Here is an 18115-nt window from a genome sequence, read left to right as displayed (position 1 = left end):
TCACGGTTGTACCGGGGTTGGACACAAACCGGTAACGCTTCTGTGTGCGGAGCCCGACCACCGCTCCCTACGTCTGCGCCAGGGTCACCTCCGGAGTGCGGACCACGCCGGGCGCCCCGGCCCGCCCGACGGACGTGAACTGATAGCCGTGACAGACCTCCACGGTCCGGCTGCCCTTGGCGAGGGCGCCCACCGCGAGGAAAACGATCTGGCTCACGCCCCAAGGACGACTCTTGACCCGCCAGATCTGCTCGAACGAAGCGCCGGAGCAGACCGCCAACCGGGACTCGATGCAGACCTTCTCGGTCCCTCCCAGGCCCTTGAGGCATCCCCCTCGCGGTCATGATCCGCGGCGGGTACAGGGCGCCGCCGCCTGCCGGGCCGGGCTGCCGACCGCAACCGGCACAGCAGTCGCCGCGGAGCAGTCGCCGACGAAGTGCCGGACTTCGGCGCGTACCGGCCGGCGGGACCGACCGTTTCCGCGTCCGCGTCCGCGTCCGCCTAAGGCTCCATCAGGTCCACCGCGGAAGCCCCCGACCCACCGGTGCGGCCTGCGGCACCGCTGTCCCGAAGGCTCGTCGCGGCCGGCACCGGCGCGCCGGCCGGACCAAGAGAGGAAACGACCCGCAGGTCGTCGCCGGGCTCAAGGGCCCGAAGCCGGAAGAACCACGGACACCAGCACGGCCAAGGCCACCGCCCACCATCTGCGCAGCCGCGTCATACCAGTTGTCAACCCAGCGGACACCCGCCCACGAGAACGGCACAAAGGGCCGGCCGTGGAGGGTGCAACGGGAGTCGTCTCGTGGCGTGCCGAAGGGACTCCGAACTCGCCTCAGCATGATCAATCACGACGCCTTTCGAGTCACTCGGCGCCGATCTGCGGTGCACCACCGGCCAGCGCCGCCAGACAGGCGCGGCACAGCGCCTGGCCGGGCGAGGTGCTGTGGGCGGTGGACACCAACCACGGCAGCGCTGCTCGGACTCCTGAGGCCCGGCGACGAGGTGGCCGTCGACCTGCGCATCCTCACCAGCCGGCGCCTCGATCTCGTCAACGACCGCACCCGGCCGATCAACCGGCTGCGGGAACAACTCCTGGGAATCTTCCCTGCCCTGGAACGAGCCCTGACCCGAAAGGGCCGAGGACTGGTTGTGCTGCTGACCAGCTATCAGACGCCGGACGCGATCCGCCGCATCGGTGCCCGCCGTCTCGAATCCTGGCTGAAGAACCGTGGGGTCAAGAACGCCTCCTCACTCGCCCAGACCGCCATCGAGGCGACAGAAGCCCAGCACATTGCGCTGCCCGGAGAGAAACTGGCCGCGGACATGGTGGACCGGATCGCGAAAGGCGTGCTGGCACTGGCCCGCCGACGTCTCAACGTCCTCTGGGCCATGATCCGTGACAACACATCCTACGAACTCCGTCTTCCGACCCCCGCAGCTGCTTGACGCGCGCTATTGGGAAGTTCTTTATCTTCTGGCCGCTTGAAGTGCGGTGATGGTGACTTTTCCCTGACGCCCACCCGGTGCCAAGAAACGACACTCCGCCCCCTGCTACGACGTGGGCGAGGCGGTCAAACGAGAAGATGCGAGGGTACGGGCGGATGACCACGATGACGGGGGCCACGGCCGCTCGGCGCACGAGGTTCAAAATTCGAAGCTGCGGGACCGATGAGTTTTCCGCCGAGCCGCTGTCACATCTGCATCAGAAGTACGGCACCTCCAGGTGAAGCGGAGAGAAAAGCATGTCAGCAACTCGCGAGTCGGCGGCCCCCGTGAAGTCGACGGTTGTCTCGAGCGACGGAACCCCCATCGCGTTTGAGCAGTCCGGCAGCGGGCCTACGGTAATCCTGGTGTCCTCGGCGCTGGCCGATCGCTCCGACACCAAGAAGCTCGCCAGCCTCCTCGCCCCGCACTTCACCGTCGTCAACTACGACCGCCGCGGGCGGGGCGCCAGCGGCAACAGCGCCGACTACACGGTGCGGCGCGAGATCGACGACATCGCGGCGCTGATCGAGCATGCAGGCGGTTCTGCCTCGGTGTTCGGCAGTTCGTCCGGTGCGGTACTCGCCCTGCGCGCCGCCGCGGCCGGCCTGAACATCAAGCGGCTCGCGCTCTACGAGCCGCCCTTCGCCGTCGCTCCCAGCGACTTCGGACCGCCGAAGGACTTCGCACGGCATATCGACGGTCTGATCGCCGAGGACCGGCGCAGCGAGGCGGTCAAGACCTTCATGACCAAGGCCCAGGGTATGCCCGCGTTCATGGTCGGATCGATGCGGCTGATGCCCGGAGTGTGGTCGAACCTCAAGGCAATGGCCCACACCCTGCCCTACGACATCGCGGTCATGGGCGACACCCAGCAGGGCAAACCCCTCACCGCCGAGGTGTGGTCGCCCGCGACTGCACCGACCCTCGTCATGACCGGCTCCAAGAGCCCAGACGGCTTCCAGAGCGCCGCGCGAGCGGTCACGGAGGTGCTGCCCGACGCCGACCATCACACGCTCCAGGGCCTCAATCACGGAGCGGTGGTCATGGCGCCCAAGAAACTCGCGCCGAAGCTCATCGAGTTCCTTCAAGGCTGAGCTTGTTCTTGATCTTCTGGCTTCGAACGGCGTCCCGAACTTGTTCACCTGGGCGGGGGTCCGGCGGACACGGGGGCGGCCTTGGCGTGATCCTTCGTGCTGACCAGAGCGCGAGTTTCACCACGTCGCAAGACGCCGTCCGAGGCCGCCAGAGGTGAGTCTGCTGCCTCACGATGTCAGGCGGGAAGCGTTCGCGGAGGCCTCACCATCGTCGAGCGACTCGCCTTTAACGGCACCGTCATCGAAACCGGCACTGACTCCTACCGCCTCGCCAGCACCCGCGCCCGAGCCGAAGCGACCGCCAAGGCCGGCTGACACCTGCCGGTTCCGGCGCGGCGGCCCGCCACCCTCACGGGCGGCCGGCCGCCGCGCCTGCCTTGCGCTGACGGCTGTGTGCTGCCGCGTCCCTGATCTCCTCGGTGGCCGCCCGGAAAGCAGGGGCGGCATGAGCGAAGTAGTCGAAGAGAACAGCGCGTTGCTCTGGTGTGTATCGGCTGAGAACCTCGGCGATCTGGCGCCGGGCAGGCCCGACCACCTTCTCGATCTGGTCGAGGGAGTCGGCCACCGGCTCGACGATGACCTTGCGTCGATCATCCGGATCGGCAGCCCGGCGGACAAATCCGGCTCGCTCCAGGCGGTCGATCAGGCGAGTGGTCGCCCCGGTGGTGAGACCGGCACGTGCGGCCAGTTCTCCCGAGGTGAGCGTGCCTTCCAAAGCGATCTGACTGAGCGCATACCACTCCGAGGCGCTGAGCCCCACCGCTTCCGCCCCGGCCATGCCGTGGAGTCCCACAGCGTCGAGGTACTGACGGAAGAGAACGTGCTCGTCCGTCGGCGTCGGGTCTGCCATGTCCCTGGGTGCCCCTTGCGTAAATAGCTGCACACGTGCAGATACTGTCTGCCTGCAATATCTGCATCAGTGTAACTACTCGGAGGATTCCATGCCCACCACGGACGACCGGAATGCCGTCACCACGGTGATCGCCTCACTCATCGACGCCTGGCGGCGCCACGACGCCGACACCTACGGTGCGCAGTTCACGCAGGACGCCACCTACGTCACCTTCGTCGGCACGTACTACCAGGGCCGCCGCGACATCATCGACAGCCACCGCACGCTGTTCGCCAAATTCCTCAAGGGCACACAACTGGCCGACGAGATCCTGGACATCCGCTTCTACGGTCCGGACACCGCCGTGATCACCGGCCGCGGCGACAGCTACAAGGGCAGCAAGCCGAAGAAGCTGACCAAGGTCCAGACCTACACCCTGGTCCGGGAGCAGGACGGCCAGTGGCGCATCGCGGCCTTCCACAACACCAAGCGCAAGCCGCTGATGGAGGCCATCTCCTTCAAGGCCGCCCCCGCTCTCGTCCCGGCATCCCAGAAGTGACCGATGAAGCCACAGAATGCCCATTACCTTCCAAGTAGAGCCCGGTTCGGGTTCGTGGCCTCCGGGGCCGGTATGGCTCTTTGCCCCTGTCGTTGATGATCCGGGGGTGCTGCCGCCGGTCCGGCAGACAAGGGTGCTGGGCCTTACGGCATCGCGGCCGGACCTGACGGTGCGCTGTGGGTCACTTTCGCGCACAGTGGCCGCATCGCGCGTCTCACCCTCGATGGCGAACTCAGCGAATACCCCCTGGACTCGTCTGAGTGCCGCCCTACGGTCATTACCCCTGGGCCCGACGGAGCACTGTGGTTCACCCGGTCCCAGGACCACCGGATCGGCCGCGTCACCGCCGACGGCGCAACGGAATCCTTCCCTGTGCCGACGCCCGACAGCGGACCCTTCGGTATCACGGCCGGTCCAGACGGTGCGGTGTGGTTCACGGAGATGAACGCCGACCGTATCGGCCGCATCACCTGCAAGGGAGAGATCACCGAGTTCGTCCTTCCTCATACGGGCGCCTTTCCCTCGGCGATCACCGCAGGCCCTGATGGGGCCCTGTGGTTCACCCTCAACCAGGCGAACGCAATCGGCCGCATCACTGTCCACGGGGACATCGTCATACACCCACTCCCCACCGCCAGCGCCGCACCCGTGGGCATTACCAGTGACGGCGCTGCCTTGTGGTTCGTTGAGATCGCAGTGGGCCAGATCGGCAGGATCTCGGTGGATGGCGCGATCAAGGAGTTCCCGCTCCCTGACCGCACGGCCAAACCCCACGCCATCGTCGCGGCCTCCACCGGGGACTGCTGGTTCACCGAATGGGGAGCCAACCGCATTGGCCACATCACCGATAGCGGCGAGATCTCCGAGTACAGCCTGCCGTCACCGTCGTCCGAGCCGCACGGCATCACCATAGGCTCCGATGGCGCTCTGTGGGTGGCGCTTGAGACGGGAGGGGTCGCGCGGTTGGAACCGTAGCTCGGGACGGAGAACCGCCCAGGTCAGCCATGTGCCGGTGTCGCATCGCACCAGCCGCTGGCGCGGCCCGATCGACGTGCTGTACCTGCGCAGGTTCATGCTTTCTCCACGGTGATGCCTACGGCCTTACCGTCTGTGGCACGAGGGGTGGGAACGGTCGCCGCGGTGAGGTTGAGGCGGGTGTCCATGTCGAGGTTCACCTCACCGATGGGCCGGACGTGCGACCAGAACAGCGGGGTCAGGCCGCGCCGGTCGGCGTTCGGGTCAGGGTCCGGGGGCGGCGTTCGGGTCCGCGACCAAGCCGGCCGGCACGTGGATCCTGCGCCGGACCCCCTGCCCCCTTGCGCGCGTCACCGTCGCTCCCCCACGACCGCCCGCGCCCACCCCGACACCACCACCATGCACGCCGAACCCCAGACCCCGGGACTCCTGGAAAAGGCCCTCAGGAAACAGGAACGGGCCCGGCGATGGGGAGCACCGGCCAAGAACACCACGGGCGCAGCACCGCAGGCGAGCGCGCCCGGCCACAGCGGTGACACCTTTGGCGTGCAGCCGCTTGCCCCTGTTCCGGTTGGGGAGTTGTCGTGTGCCCGGCGGCAGAGCGCCCCGATGGCGCTAACGTCATGCGCGGCCGCGGGGCCCTTTGCCCGGTGTAGCGCTCGGCGGGCTCGGGCCTGCTCCTTTGTACGTGTTCGGCGCCTAGAGGCGACGACGCAAGGACAAACCGATTCCATGAGGGTCACAGCAGCACGCCGCACCCTGTCACCGCCTCGCCGCGCCGCCCGCACGGCGGCCGTGGCGGCCCTGTCCGCCGCCGCGCTCCTGGGCGGCGCTCTCACCGCCCAGGCCGCCCAACCCGCCCGCACGACCAGCACGGCCGTGAAGGCCGCGCCGGCCGGTGCGCTCGCCACCCAGTGCTACTACCGGGTCAACGCCAGCGGCGGTCTGCTCATCCGCAGCGGCCCCGGCACCAGCTACCCGGTCGTCGGGTCCTACGCCAACGGCACCACCATCCTGGCCTCCTCGACCACCACCAACGGCTTTCGCAAAGTGGGCACCAACCGCTGGGTCTCCTCGGCCTACACCATCCGCATCACCAGCTACCCCTGCGAATAACAAAACCGCGCCAACGACACCCGCCCGCGGCCCCACGCGGTGCCCGTTGGTGTATCGGTCTGCACCGGTCATCGGATCCAGGGCCTGTCGTTTGGAGCAAGGTCTAAACTGCCCGCATGACATCGGACGCGACGCCTGGCGAGGCCGGCGTGGCGGCCCCACCGGCCCCGCCGGAAAAGCCGTCGAGGGGCCGGAGCCGTACGATGCTTCGGCTGTCGGTGGGGTTTTACCTGCTGGCGGCCGCCCTGATGCTGACGACCGGCCTGCTCGGCGCGCGCCAGTGGTACGTCGCGGCTGGATGCTGGCTGGTCGGCTCCATCGCGGTGCCGGTCGGCCACGGGGTGCGCGCGGGAGGGGAGATGGGCCGGGAGGCGTGGCGGCTGCGCACCCGCGGCGTCCTTGTCGAGGGGCGCCGAGTGTACGCCCGCACCTATGAGTTCACCGACGCCCAGGGGCGCACCCGTCGTCTCACCGACGACTACGCGTCCGGCGAGCGGGTGGAGATCCTCCATGATCCCGCCCCAGATGGGGACGCGGCCCAGATCGGCCGCCGCACCACGGGAACGCTCGTCTTCGCCGGCTTTGTCTGCCTGCTGTCCCTCGTCATGGCCGCGGCCCTCATCGCCATCGCTCTGGCGGGGCCGCTCGCCGCTTTGGACGTCATCTTTCCTGGCCTGTAGGGGGGCCGCGTGAGGAGCGGCGATCTCAACAGGGCCGCCGGACGTCGATCGGGTCGCCTGGGGCCTCTCGATCGGCTCAGGCCGGCTCGCGGGGTCCGACAGGATCCACACGAGAGGCCTTGGTTCCGAGGCGGGAAGTGCGGGACGCCGGCGGCGCCATCCACACGGGATTGCCGGGAACGTCGGCTCGTGTCCACTGCAGTTGTCAGCGACGGGTGAAAAGTGGACCGGTGTGGACCGGTATCGACGCGTGAAGGGTGACCGCCTCCACGGGGTTTGGCTCGTAGGGTCCGGTCCGTAGGCGTCCGGGCGGCCGGCCGGGGTAGACGGCTTTGCGGCGCGCCCCTTTGGCGCGGCCGCAACCCGGGAGAGGACACGATCAGCGTGAGCGACGCCGAGCACCGCAAGCAGACCCCCGACGGAGCGGCCGAACTTTTGGTGCGCTGCCTGGAGAACGAGGGCGTCGAGGTGGTGTTCGGCGTGCCCGGCGAGGAGAACATCCGTTTCACCAACGCTCTGGCCCGCTCGGCAAAGATCCGCTATGTCCTGACCCGGCACGAGCAGGCCGCGTCCTTCATGGCCGAGATGCACGGCCGGCTCACCGGCTCGGCGGGGGTGATGTCCGCGACGCTGGGGCCCGGCGCGATCAACCTGATGCTGGGCGTGGCCGACGCCATGACCAACAGCACGCCCGTCGTCGCGATCAGCGCGCAGGTGGGCAAGGAACGCAACTACAAGGAGTCCCACCAGTTCGTGGACCTGGTGAGCATGTTCGCGCCGGTCACGAAGTGGTCGGCAAACGTGCCGGCCACCGCGGCCATCCCGGAGATGGTGCGGCGCGCGTTCAAGAGCGCGGAGTCCGAGCGGCCCGGCGCCGTCTACCTGGCGGTGCCCGAGGACGTCGATACGGCGGCGGACGGCTCGGATCTGCGGCCGCTGCGCAGGGACGTCGTGCAGCCCCAGGCACCGTCCCCGCAGCAGATCACGCGGGCGGCGCAGCTGCTGCGTCAGGCCCGCCGGCCGGTGATCCTGGCCGGACACGGCGCGGCGCGCGGCGGCGCCCAACAGTCGCTGGCGGCGTTCGCCACCGCGCTGGACGTGTCGACGGCGACCACCTTCCACGGCAAGGGCGTCCTGCCCGACGACCATCCGTGCGCGACCGGCACGTTCGGGTTCATGCGGCGCGACTACACCAACTTCGGGTTCGAGGAGGCCGACGTCGTCATCGCCGTCGGCTACGAGCTGCAGGAGTTCGACCCCTCCCGGATCAACCCGGACGGCGACAAGAAGATCATCCACATCCACCGCTTCCCGGCGGAGGTCGACGACAGCTACCCGGTCGATGTCGGCATCATCGGCGACATCAGCGCCTCCCTGGACGCCCTGGCCACCGAACTCGACGGGCTGCGCTGGAGCATCGACGACAAGGACACCACGGCCACCCGGGCACTGCTGGCAGCAGAACTCGAACAGGGCGCCGCGGACCAGCGCTACCCGCTGGCCCCCCAACGCATCATCGCCGACACCCGCGCCGCGCTCGGGCGAGACGACATCGTGCTGGTGGACACCGGCGCGCTGAAGATGTGGATGGCCCGGCTCTACCCGACGTACGCGCCCAACACCTGCCTGATCTCCAACGGCTTGTCCACCATGGGCTTCGCGCTGCCCGGCGCGCTCGCGGTCCAACTCGCCAGGCCACAGACGAAGGTCCTGGCCGCCGTCGGCGACGGCTCGTTCCTCATGCACTCCCAAGAGATCGAGACAGCGGTCCGCGAGAACATCCCGCTGACCGTGCTGATCTGGCAGGACAACGGCTATGGGCTCATCAAATGGAAGATGGATCTGGAGGTCGGAGAAAACTCCAACACCGACTTCACCAACCCCGACATCGTCCAATACGCCCGCAGCTTCGGCGCGAAGGGCTACCACATCACCTCCGCCGCCGACCTGCTGCCCACCCTGCGCGAGGCACTGGCGGACCCCGGCGTGTCGATCATCAACTGTCCGGTCGACTACGCCGAGAACATGAACCTCATCGAACACCTCGGACACCTCGACACAGCACTCTGACCCGGCCGCGCGGCGCGGCCCGCCCCCCTATAGGCCACCCCCCGGTACGGGCCACCCCCCGGTACGGGCCACCCGGTACGGGCCGTGCCGCCCGGGCCGCTGTCACCCCCTGGCCCGCAACCTCCCACCCCGCAGAGCCCGCAGAGCCCGAGGAGGGCGAGGAGGGCGGGCGGCCGGCACCGGCAGCAGGACGGACCCGGCCATGGGCCCCGTACGACACCCGTTGCCGCAACCGGCTGCCCGGCCAGCAGCACAGCAAGCAGATCAGCGGGCAGCACAGCGAGCTGCACGGCGGGCAGATCGGAGCGTCGTGGGCCGGGCAGTGCGCGATGCCGGGCAGCACGTAGCGGGTGCGGCACACCCCTGTCCGGCGCCGGCCGTCCCGGCGGGAGGCGCGGCCGCGGCGCCCGCCGGCCCGGTGCCGACGGTGTTCTTCGGCCACTCCCCCACCGCCAGCTTCGCCGTCGCTTCCCTCAACCACCCGGACAGTGAGCGGGTCTGGTGTTTCCAGGCCGCACCAAACTATCCCGCCGTCGCCACCCGGACCCCGGCCGGCAAGGGCATCACGCTCGACGTCCAGGCGGACCTCTCCCGCGTAAGGGCTGCTCGGTTTCCCCACTCGGTTGCGCACTGAACGGAAGGGGCCAGCCCCGTCCTCGAGTTGAGGGGTTTGGACTGCTCCTCCCAGCCAAGGGCGCCGACGGCGTCATGTATCCGCTCTGACCGCCGGTACAGCGTGGGGGTGCTCTACCGCTCAGCGGAGGCGCCCTCGCCGTCAACGTCGTAGATCCGCCCTTGAAGCCGTTCACCGGCCCATTCCAGCTCGACGCCCAGGTCAAACCAGTGCCGATCCTTACGGACTTTGGGCGGTGCGAGGTTCACCGCTGCCCAGGTGAATACCCCCAGGAGGATCGAGCGCCCGTGCTGCGTGGTGTGTACGGACAACGCGAACGGCGCGGCCAGTGCCGCGCGGGTGACGACCATGACCTGTTCGTCCTCCAAACGTTGACGCCCAACCGTCAGAAACCGGGGCGTCTCAAGGATCTTGACCCACTGGACCACTGCGTCTGCCACCTGGCTCGCAAGGACTCCTCGATGCCCTTCCGAACGGCGGTCGCTGGATCATCGCCGAGCCAGCCAAGCCAGTGATCAGGGTCAGTGAGCTTGCTGAAGTCGTCCTGCGGCACCCCGTGGCAGGGATTTTCCTGGTACTCACCTGTCAACTTCCCGGAGCTGTCCACCAACCACGCGCCGCGGATTGCCTCGGGCGGTACGTAGCCGTTCGGGTCGTCGATGTACGTCGGATCGATCTCGGCGACGCTGCCACCGGGGTTCTCAGCAGCCGCAGCCAGCAGGGCCGGCTCGTTCGGTATGCCCTTACGTCGGCTTCGCGAGCCAAAACGCCCCACGTTCCCACCCCCATCGTTGTGCTCGCCCCTTGACCGCGATTGTGCCGTACCGGTCAGAGTCGCCTGAGGGGGACTTGACGGCGACGGGTGGGCGGGGAGTCTCAGCGAGCAGGTCCGTCCCATTCCCGAGCAAGGGGTGGGGATTTTCAAAGAGCGTCATCAAGCCCTCCCTGCTGCCCGGACAGCCAATCGACGCGGACGCCCCGGCCGGCGAATGCCGCAACTTCCTTCACCTCCGGCGACAAAAGGCATGGCTGGAGGGCCGCTTCCAGCAGGTCGAAGGGGACCTGGAGGAGCTGCTTGATCGTGTGGACTCCTTCGCTCCCGAGGCCCGGCGGGTCCTGGCCGGGTATCCCAGGCTCGTGCCCCAGGACACCGCCACGTACCGCAACGCGCCCCCCGGCCCCCGGCCCCCGGCCCGAGTGAACTGCCTTTCGCCGACATCCCCCGAAACGCCCTGCCGGTCCTGGACCAGACGCAAAAACGGCTGCGACGTCATGCAGAAGGCCGCCGCGGACGCAGGGCGCCGACTTCGCGGACCTCTACAGCCCCACCGCCAACAACACCGCCTGCCACGGCGGGCATCGGCGGCCTGCTGGAGAACTCCAAGCTCGAAACCTCCGGCCAGCCCATCCCCTGGTACGTCCACCCCCACGACAAGGGCCGCGACCTCCAGGCCCAGCACGCGGCCACCACCATCGAGACCGCCCTCAACCACTCACCCGCCCCCGCACACCCCGGGCCGACATGCGCCACCCGCCCCCGAAGAAGGCCCCAGGTCTGCGACCTGGGGCTCTGCCGCGTAGGACTTCTCAATACCGCCAAGGGCACCCGCCCCTTCACCCAGCACAGCAGTGCATGAGGTGACGTTTGTGAGGCGACAGCTTCCCTGGGCGACACCCGCCCAGTCACCGCACGCCACCACCCAGGACAAGCGGGAGGGTTTCTCAGGCGGTGAGCAGCCCGGCGAGCTCCTCAGGCGGTGAGCAGCTCGGTGATCTCGTCGGCGAGCTTGGGGCCGAGCGAGCCCCAGCCGTCCTTGTAGCCGTAGACGCTCGCCAGGGTGCGGGCCTCGTAGTCGCCGTTGAGGATGTCGATGTCGGTGGGGGTGATGAGCGAGGGATGGGCCACGCCCACGGCGCCCGAGACCCTGAGCAGCTCCCCGCGCAGCGTGCGCAGGTACGTCGCGGCCCGGACGGCCTTGGAGGGTGCGTCGATGCCGCGCGTCAGCCACGGGTCCTGGGTGGCGATACCGGTGGGGCATGTATCGGTGTGGCACTTCTGCGCCTGGATACAGCCGATCGACAACATCGCCTCACGGCCCACGTTGACCATGTCGACGCCGAGGGCGAACGCGACGACGGCGTTCTCGGGCAGGCCGAGCTTGCCGGAGCCGATGAAGGTGATGTCGTCGGTCAGACCGCGCTCGGCGAACACTCGGTAGACGCGGGAAAAACCCATGCGAAATGGCAGCGACACCGAATCGGCGAACATCAGGGGAGCAGCCCCAGTGCCGCCCTCGCCCCCGTCGACGGTCACGAAGTCGACCCCTCGATCACCTCGCTCCATCAGGGTGGCGAGTTCCTCCCAAAAGCCCATCTCCCCGATGGCGCTCTTGATCCCGACGGGCAATCCGGTCTCCGTGGCGAGCAGTTCCACGAAGTCGAGCATGGAATCCACGTCGTGGAACGCGGTGTGCCGCGAGGGCGAGGCGCAGTCCTTGCCCGCGGGGATACCTCGGATCGCGGCGATCTCCTCGCTCACCTTCGCCCCCGGCAGCAGCCCGCCCAGCCCCGGTTTCGCCCCCTGCGACAGCTTGATCTCGATCGCCCGGACCGGCCCGCCGGCGACCACGGATTTGAGCTTGTCGAGGTTGAACGTCCCATCATCGTTGCGGCAGCCGAAATACGACGTCCCGATCTGGAAGACGAGTTCCCCGCCCTGGAGGTGATAGGGCGACAGGCCGCCCTCACCGGTGTTGTGCAGCGCCCCCGCCAGCCCCGCACCCTTGTTCAACGCCGTGAGGGCCGCGCCGGACAACGAACCGAAACTCATCGCCGAAACGTTGACGACACTGGCCGGACGAAACGCCTTCGCACGGCCCCGCGGCCCGCCCAGCACCTTGGCCGACGGCAACGGCGCCTGCGTGTCGTGCCCATCGGGCAGCCGGCCGGCGAACGTGCGCTGCCTCACATACGCATGCCCCTGCACGTGCTCGACATCATTGTCGGTGCCGAACCCGAAATAGTTGTTCTCCCCCTTCGCCGACGCATACACCCAGCGACGCTGGTCACGGCTGAAGGGCCGCTCCTCGTCATTGGACGCCACGACATACTGCCGCAGCTCCGGACCGATCCTCTCCAGCAAATACCGGGCGTGCCCCAGCACCGGGAAGTTCCTCAGCAGTGCGTGCTTCTTCTGCACGAGGTCGCGGGCGGCCACCAGCGCCAACGCCGTGGCGGCTGACGCGCCTATGTTCCGAGCACGCATAAAAAGACGTTCCTCTCCTCGACCGGCCAAACCTCACCACGACCGGCTACCCCACACCACCGAAAAACCACGGGAAGACGGCGACAACTCACCCCCCACCGCGGCACGCCAGCGGCCTCAGGGCAGCCCACAGCCATCCGGCCGCCACCCCACAGGACCCTCCGCCACCACCCCACACGACCCTCCGCCGCCGGCCTTGTACGGCATGACGCCCCAGTCGAGCTCCTGGCTGATGGTTTCAAAATGAGGTTCGGAGTCTCTCAAGCAGGTGATGCCGCAGGCGAGTTGGAGGAGTGACAGGTGGAGGTCTGCGCGTATCGCGTAGTGGATCTGCAGCCGTTTGAACTGGTGGAGCCAGGCGCATGTGCGCTCCACGACCCCGGGTCCTGCCCAGGCCCCAGCCGTGTGGGCTGCCTTTGCGAGCGGCCTTGGGTGTGAGGCCGCCAGTCCGGAGAAGGCGGCGGAACTGGTCGCAGTCCTGGCCACGGTCGGCGAACAGCCGCCCTGGCCTGTGCCGTGGCCGCCCGCGGACACCGCGGACACCGCGGATGCGGGATAGCGCATCGAGCAGGGGCACCAGCTGGGTGACATCACTGCGGCTCCCGCCGCTCCGTGAGACGGAAAGAGGATCAGCCGCGCTTCTGCCGCCGCCACGTGCGCCCGCCGTCGTCCGAGGCGTACAGCCCCTCGCCCTTCACCAGGTCATACGACGCCCTCGTCGCGTCCGCGATGCCGTACAGCGTCTTGCCCTGCACGGTGAACGAGGTAAACGGCACCGGGGTCCTGAGCTGCCGGAAGGACCGGTTCGAGCGGTCCTCGGCGAGCCAGTAGCGGCCCTGCCTCTCGCCGACGAGCAGCCGCCCGTCCGGCAGCGCCCGCAAGACCAAAAACACCACATCGCGCTTGAGATCCTGCCAGGGGATGCCGCCCCCGGTGAGGTTGCGCCAGTGCGCGCCGCCGTCCTCGCTCACCATCAGGCCTCGGACCGTGCCGCCGCGCAGCAAGGCCAACGCCGTCGTGCCGCCCGCCGCGATGAGGGCGCCGCCGCTGGTGTACGGCTTTGGGACCGGCGTGGAAGTCAGGGTGCGGCCATCGCGCTGCTGGACGACGCGGTGGGGCGTCTGCGACCGGACCATGAACCAGAGCGTGCCGCGCTCATCCATCGCGACGTCTTCGTATTCCGCTGCGCCGGCCGGAGTGGCCACGGTGCGCTCGGCGGGACGGTAAAGCAGAGCCGGTATCCCCTCATTGAGGACGACGTCGCCCGGGCGGGTACCCAGCGCGCGCACCGACGTGGTGACCTCGTGCCGCTTGCCGCCCACGTCGAGCGCGTACACGCTCTGCGCGCCCCGGCTGCTGCGGTGCCAGCGGACGAAACCATCGCGCACACCGATGTACCGGTCCGGCCGATCCTCCACGTTCGCATGCCACGCCCGCTGCGCGACCGTACGGCCGGCCGGCGAGACGATCCGCCACGCGGCGGCCGCCGGACCCTCATCATCCCCGATGCCACGCACGTTGTACGACAGCAACAGAGAACCGTCGCCCGCCCGCGCCACCCCGGCCGGTGCACCAGCCGCCTCGATGACGGCCTCAGCACTAGGGTGCGGATCCTTGACGACACGCCCGTACGCCGCCTCGCGATCCCGGCCGCCCACCCCCGAGTCGCTCCGCGCACACCCGGCCAACACCAGCGACGTGACGCTCGTGAGCGCCGCGGCGACTGTGAACACGTGCCCTCTCAGCCACACCATCGCGCCATCCTCGCAGCTCAGCATCACGCAAGGGCACCTTCGCGACTCTTGGTCATCTCGATCCGGTGACCGGCCGCCTCACCGGCAGACCCCGCCGGCAGACCGCACCGCGAAACTACGGGCATGCCCGCGCCACCGGACTACGCACCAAGGGCTTTCAGGACACGGTCGCAGCGGCCAGCGAAGTCGGCCCGCTCCCCCTCGATCACAGGGCAGATCATCCGGCAGGCCCCTGGGAACAGACGCCAGGCAGAAACGAGGCAGAGACCGGGCAAAGACGGCGCAGAGGCGAGGCAGAGGCCGGGCCGTGCGGGGCATGCCCACGGATACGACCCGCCTGGTCCAGCGGACCCACGGTGATGGCTTCCCTGAATTGAAGAGCGGTCCCCGTCGGTGAGATCGTCCAGATCACCTCCGCGTTGTCCCCGTCGGTGAGGTCCTCCAGATCACCTCCGACCCCGCGAAACAGCCGCCGGACACGGCAAGCACCCCCAGGCGCCTGCCCACGGGCACCACCAGGTGGACAGGACAACACCACCGATGCCCAGAAAAACAAGCGGTGGAGGGCACCCGCAACCAGGCGCCCTCCACCACGTCAGCCACACCAACGAACGGAAATCAAACCCACCAACCCGCCACGCCGCCATGCCGCCATGCCGCCACGAGTAACGGGGCGCCCTGGAGCCTCGCCGGGCCGACGTTCACCCTCGGGCAGGCTGCGTGTTGCTCAGCCCATGGCGATGAAATGGAAAGGGCGGTCGGCGGCGGCACCGGCCGAGTTGCCCGTCAGGACCGTCACCCTCCCCACCGTGGCCCCACTGATGTGCACGTTGTCCAGCAGAGCCCAATTGTCGCCGTCCATGGTGGCAACGACCGAGGGCACCTCCCTGAAATCGTTGTTGAAAGTGATCGTGTACTTGCCGGTGCCGACCTATGTCACCTTGTAGGCGTGACCAGCAGTCCGGGCACCGTCGCCGGAGACCGTCCCGCGGACGATCTGAAGATTTTCGTAGGCCTCGATAGACACTCTCTGACACTCCTCGCCTGGGTGATTTTTCCCCATGAACATGTCCGGGGCAGGACCACCCATGCTCCATCCGTGTGACATATGCCCACTTGAGTGAATCGTCGGATTACCTGACCACACGCCCGGCCACCCAGACCACCGAACAACAGCAACACCCCAACACGCCACCAACAGACCAAACGACGAAGCCCAGACACAGGCAGTCAGCGAAGCACCCGACGAAAGCCAGCGGCAGCCGGGCTGTCACCACCAGCAAAGAGCAACAGCCCCTCCCCCACCCGCCGGGGAGGATTACCTGCTGCAGCCCTTCACCACAACCGCGGCCCGCTCCCGTGCGTCCCACTACTGAGCGCCGACAAAAGCCGGCCACCCCAGGGGGAACCGGGACCCAGCCATGCACAAGCACACGATCATCCAGCACCTCACCCGGCGTTTCGCACCCCCGCGCGATACACGACACCGGCCGCCCGCCTTCGCCCGGCAACTGGCGGGGCTCTGGCTGTTCGCGCTTGCCCTGGGGGCCGGACTCACCGCGCTCGGCTGGGACGCGATGTTCGCCATGGCACTGCTGCTCCTGTTCTACGGCGACATCACCGACGGAGCACGCCACCGCTGGCCCGCCGCCCTGACCGCGGTAACAGTTCTGTGGGCGACCAGCCGGCTCACCAACACCCTCCTCCCGGGCTCCCTCAACAACGCCTGGACGCAGAGCCTCGCCTCCGCTGCCGGAATCACCCTCGGACTGGCCGTGAGCGCCACGATCACACACCTCCCCCAGCACCGGACACACCGGCCACACCGGCCCACCGAAGGAGACGACTGAGGACCCGAAAGCCAAAAATCCCGGCACAGGACAAAACCCACCGACCGCGGCAACAAACCTGCCCATGTATGCGGGTGAAGCACGGCGTGGTGCCTCATGTTCGGCGAGAAGGTCCTGCGGCAGCTACAGATGGCAGCGAGCGGGATGCCCTGGCCGTCGACGATGAGGTGGTGCTTGCTGCCCAGCCGTGCGCTCGGCTTTCAGCCGTTCTGCATCAGAGGCCACTCCACATCTTCACAGAAATTGCACAAGCAACTCCACGCCACCCCAGGCCAGTTGTGTCCCTGTGAGCGCGCAGCGCTCACCAGGCGGTTTCGAGCCTCAGGGAGACAGTCCCTTGATCCCCTCGCTGCTCACTCCTACGGTGATCGCCGTACCGACGGACCTTCACCGTTCCGTCACAACTTCGCTCAGCGGCCGGGGGGCCAGGGCTGCTGCGGGAGGAAACCGGCGGCCGCCGATGCCGGGACCACCCCACGGGTGGCTCCCTGCCGCGTTCTCCATGACGGGGGGACGCCGCCGCGGCGGCCGAACAGGACGCCAAGGACGCCCGCGCCGCGGCCGACCGCGCCGACGAGGCGGCGACCGAGGCCGAGCAGTACGCCAAGGGCGCGAAGAAGTACGCCGACGACGCGCAGGACGCAGCGGACCGGGCCGAGCGGACAGAGGCCAACAAGAAAATCGAAGACGCCGTTCGGGCCATCAGGGGACTGGATCACGCCCTCAGAGCGGGCGACGGCGTATCCGATGCGTGGAAGAGCCTGCGATCCGCCGGACTGGCGGAGGACGCCAATACCGGTATTGAGCCTGTTCCAACCTGCCGGACTGGCTTGCTCGTTGGGCTGACAGCGCCAAGACGCCCCTGGTAGACGGGTTTTCGACCAAGAAAACCGGATCCACCAGAGGCTTCACGTGCTTGTCTACCGCTCCGGCATCGACCTGTCCAGCTTCATCTTGCGCTTCCGGGCCGGCCAACTGCGCTTGCGGCATCGACAGCAGGGCACGCGGTGGCGGCGTCTGCTGCCGGGCCACCAGGCACTGCTGGTCCTGGTCCACCTGCGCAAGGGCGACACCTACGCCCAGCTCGCCGCCGGGTTCGGCAACGGCACCGCCACGGCCTACCGCTACATACGCGAAGCGATCGAAGTCCTGTCCGTCCTCGCCCCGACGCTCCAGCAGGCCATGGACGAGGCCCGACGCAAGGCGTTCCTGATCCTGGACGGCACGCTCCTGCCGATCGACCGAATCGCTGCCGACCGCCCGTACTACTGCGGGAAACACAAACGCCACGGAATGAACGTGCAGCTCATCGCCGATCCACACGGCAAACTGCTGCGGGCCTCGCCCGCGCTGCCAGGCGCCACCCACGACCTGACCGCCGCCCGCACCCACGGGATCGTGGAGGCCCTGAGCACCACTGGGCTGACGACCTGGGCCGACCGCGCGTACCAGGCGGCGGGGCAACACATCCGGGTGCCGATCCGCGGCCGGAAACTCAAGCGATGGCAGCGCCGCCACAACACCACCCACGCCAAGATCCGCTGCGTCGGCGAACAAGCCGTCGCCACACTGACAAGCTGGTGAATCCTCCGCAAGATCCGATGCAGCACCAACCGAATCACCGACCTCGTCCGAGCCGTCATCACACTTCATCTGGCCGGGTCAACGCCAAGATGAAATGCGCTCATTGGCGTCAAGCTCCTAGGCGGCCTCCTCAAGGCGTGCACCAAAACCCTCCGTCTCAAGGCAGGGAACGGCTGGGAGGGTCTGGTCCGTTACAACGGAACCGATCTGAGCCGCG

14 protein-coding genes and 3 pseudogenes are annotated in these 18115 nt (G+C 68.3%); 10 read left to right on the top strand and 7 right to left on the bottom strand.

What is annotated here, in order from left to right:
• Nucleotides 1–67: 67 nt before the first annotated feature.
• Nucleotides 68–217: a hypothetical protein gene (locus QBL25_RS43360; protein ID WP_409062485.1), complete on the bottom strand. Its 150-nt coding sequence runs from the start codon at nucleotides 215–217 to the stop codon at nucleotides 68–70.
• Between the two features lie 785 nt (nucleotides 218–1002).
• Here QBL25_RS43360 and QBL25_RS43355 point away from each other — a divergent pair.
• The 3 genes and pseudogenes from QBL25_RS43355 to QBL25_RS43345 form a co-directional block, all read left to right on the top strand.
• The gene (locus tag QBL25_RS43355; RefSeq protein WP_409062484.1) at nucleotides 1003–1446 is read left to right on the top strand and encodes a hypothetical protein; all 444 of its coding nucleotides are present in this window, start codon (nucleotides 1003–1005) and stop codon (nucleotides 1444–1446) included.
• Nucleotides 1447–1742: 296 nt separating this feature from the next.
• The gene (locus QBL25_RS43350; RefSeq protein WP_409062483.1) at nucleotides 1743–2579 is read left to right on the top strand and encodes an alpha/beta fold hydrolase; all 837 of its coding nucleotides are present in this window, start codon (nucleotides 1743–1745) and stop codon (nucleotides 2577–2579) included.
• Nucleotides 2580–2786: 207 nt separating this feature from the next.
• Nucleotides 2787–2894, top strand: a pseudogene (locus tag QBL25_RS43345) (AAA family ATPase); the annotation flags it as partial.
• 34 nt (nucleotides 2895–2928) lie between these two features.
• On the opposite strand, the gene QBL25_RS43340 reads toward QBL25_RS43345, so the two are convergent.
• On the bottom strand, nucleotides 2929–3429 hold the full coding sequence (locus tag QBL25_RS43340) for a MarR family winged helix-turn-helix transcriptional regulator (RefSeq protein ID WP_409062482.1): 501 nt from the start codon (nucleotides 3427–3429) through the stop codon (nucleotides 2929–2931).
• 91 nt (nucleotides 3430–3520) lie between these two features.
• Between QBL25_RS43340 and QBL25_RS43335 the strand changes: the two genes are divergently transcribed.
• The 5 genes from QBL25_RS43335 (at nucleotide 3521) to QBL25_RS43315 (ending at nucleotide 8811) form a co-directional block, all read left to right on the top strand.
• Nucleotides 3521–3970, top strand: a complete 450-nt coding sequence (locus tag QBL25_RS43335; RefSeq protein WP_266662255.1) for an SgcJ/EcaC family oxidoreductase — start codon at nucleotides 3521–3523, stop codon at nucleotides 3968–3970.
• A gap of 150 nt (nucleotides 3971–4120) precedes the next feature.
• The gene (locus QBL25_RS43330) at nucleotides 4121–4945 is read left to right on the top strand and encodes a virginiamycin B lyase (protein WP_409062970.1); all 825 of its coding nucleotides are present in this window, start codon (nucleotides 4121–4123) and stop codon (nucleotides 4943–4945) included.
• 732 nt (nucleotides 4946–5677) lie between these two features.
• On the top strand, nucleotides 5678–6061 hold the full coding sequence (locus tag QBL25_RS43325; RefSeq protein WP_409062481.1) for an SH3 domain-containing protein: 384 nt from the start codon (nucleotides 5678–5680) through the stop codon (nucleotides 6059–6061).
• Nucleotides 6062–6279: 218 nt separating this feature from the next.
• On the top strand, nucleotides 6280–6741 hold the full coding sequence (locus QBL25_RS43320) for a hypothetical protein (protein WP_409062480.1): 462 nt from the start codon (nucleotides 6280–6282) through the stop codon (nucleotides 6739–6741).
• 384 nt (nucleotides 6742–7125) lie between these two features.
• Entirely contained in the window at nucleotides 7126–8811 is a 1686-nt protein-coding gene (locus QBL25_RS43315) for an acetolactate synthase large subunit (RefSeq protein WP_409062479.1), read from the top strand.
• A gap of 747 nt (nucleotides 8812–9558) precedes the next feature.
• On the opposite strand, the gene QBL25_RS43310 is transcribed toward QBL25_RS43315, so the two are convergent.
• The 5 genes and pseudogenes from QBL25_RS43310 to QBL25_RS43290 form a co-directional block, all read right to left on the bottom strand.
• Complete coding sequence (locus QBL25_RS43310; protein WP_409062478.1) at nucleotides 9559–9885, bottom strand: hypothetical protein; 327 nt, start codon at nucleotides 9883–9885, stop codon at nucleotides 9559–9561.
• 1310 nt (nucleotides 9886–11195) lie between these two features.
• Entirely contained in the window at nucleotides 11196–12710 is a 1515-nt protein-coding gene (locus QBL25_RS43305; protein WP_409062477.1) for a glutamate synthase-related protein, read from the bottom strand.
• A gap of 258 nt (nucleotides 12711–12968) precedes the next feature.
• Nucleotides 12969–13338, bottom strand: a pseudogene (locus tag QBL25_RS43300) (transposase); the annotation flags it as partial.
• A 1-nt stretch (nucleotide 13339) separates the two neighbouring features.
• Nucleotides 13340–14488 carry a hypothetical protein gene (locus QBL25_RS43295; protein WP_409062969.1) on the bottom strand — a complete coding sequence of 383 codons (1149 nt, stop codon included), beginning with the start codon at nucleotides 14486–14488 and terminating at the stop codon, nucleotides 13340–13342.
• Between the two features lie 703 nt (nucleotides 14489–15191).
• Nucleotides 15192–15326, bottom strand: a complete 135-nt coding sequence (locus QBL25_RS43290; protein ID WP_409062476.1) for a hypothetical protein — start codon at nucleotides 15324–15326, stop codon at nucleotides 15192–15194.
• A 559-nt stretch (nucleotides 15327–15885) separates the two neighbouring features.
• Here QBL25_RS43290 and QBL25_RS43285 point away from each other — a divergent pair.
• A complete protein-coding gene (locus tag QBL25_RS43285; protein ID WP_409062475.1) occupies nucleotides 15886–16314 on the top strand; it encodes a hypothetical protein in 429 nt (142 codons plus the stop codon).
• Between the two features lie 912 nt (nucleotides 16315–17226).
• Nucleotides 17227–17991, top strand: a pseudogene (locus QBL25_RS43280) (transposase family protein).
• The last annotated feature ends 124 nt before the right edge of the window (nucleotides 17992–18115 follow it).

It is taken from the genome of Streptomyces sp. SYP-A7185, from assembly GCF_046103685.1.
In the GTDB taxonomy this organism is placed as follows: domain Bacteria; phylum Actinomycetota; class Actinomycetes; order Streptomycetales; family Streptomycetaceae; genus Streptomyces.
This window is presented reverse-complemented; position numbering and strand designations above follow the sequence as displayed.

What these genes read in the sequence shown, in the direction of transcription:
- QBL25_RS43285 (WP_409062475.1), top strand. Translation starts at nt 15,886, where the DNA reads ATGCACAAGCACACGATCATCCAGCACCTCACCCGGCGTTTCGCACCC.
- QBL25_RS43340 (WP_409062482.1), bottom strand. Translation starts at nt 3,429, where the DNA reads ATGGCAGACCCGACGCCGACGGACGAGCACGTTCTCTTCCGTCAGTAC.
- QBL25_RS43305 (WP_409062477.1), bottom strand. Translation starts at nt 12,710, where the DNA reads ATGCGTGCTCGGAACATAGGCGCGTCAGCCGCCACGGCGTTGGCGCTG.
- QBL25_RS43350 (WP_409062483.1), top strand. Translation starts at nt 1,743, where the DNA reads ATGTCAGCAACTCGCGAGTCGGCGGCCCCCGTGAAGTCGACGGTTGTC.
- QBL25_RS43295 (WP_409062969.1), bottom strand. Translation starts at nt 14,488, where the DNA reads ATGCTGAGCTGCGAGGATGGCGCGATGGTGTGGCTGAGAGGGCACGTG.
- QBL25_RS43335 (WP_266662255.1), top strand. Translation starts at nt 3,521, where the DNA reads ATGCCCACCACGGACGACCGGAATGCCGTCACCACGGTGATCGCCTCA.
- QBL25_RS43290 (WP_409062476.1), bottom strand. Translation starts at nt 15,326, where the DNA reads ATGGACGGCGACAATTGGGCTCTGCTGGACAACGTGCACATCAGTGGG.
- QBL25_RS43325 (WP_409062481.1), top strand. Translation starts at nt 5,678, where the DNA reads ATGAGGGTCACAGCAGCACGCCGCACCCTGTCACCGCCTCGCCGCGCC.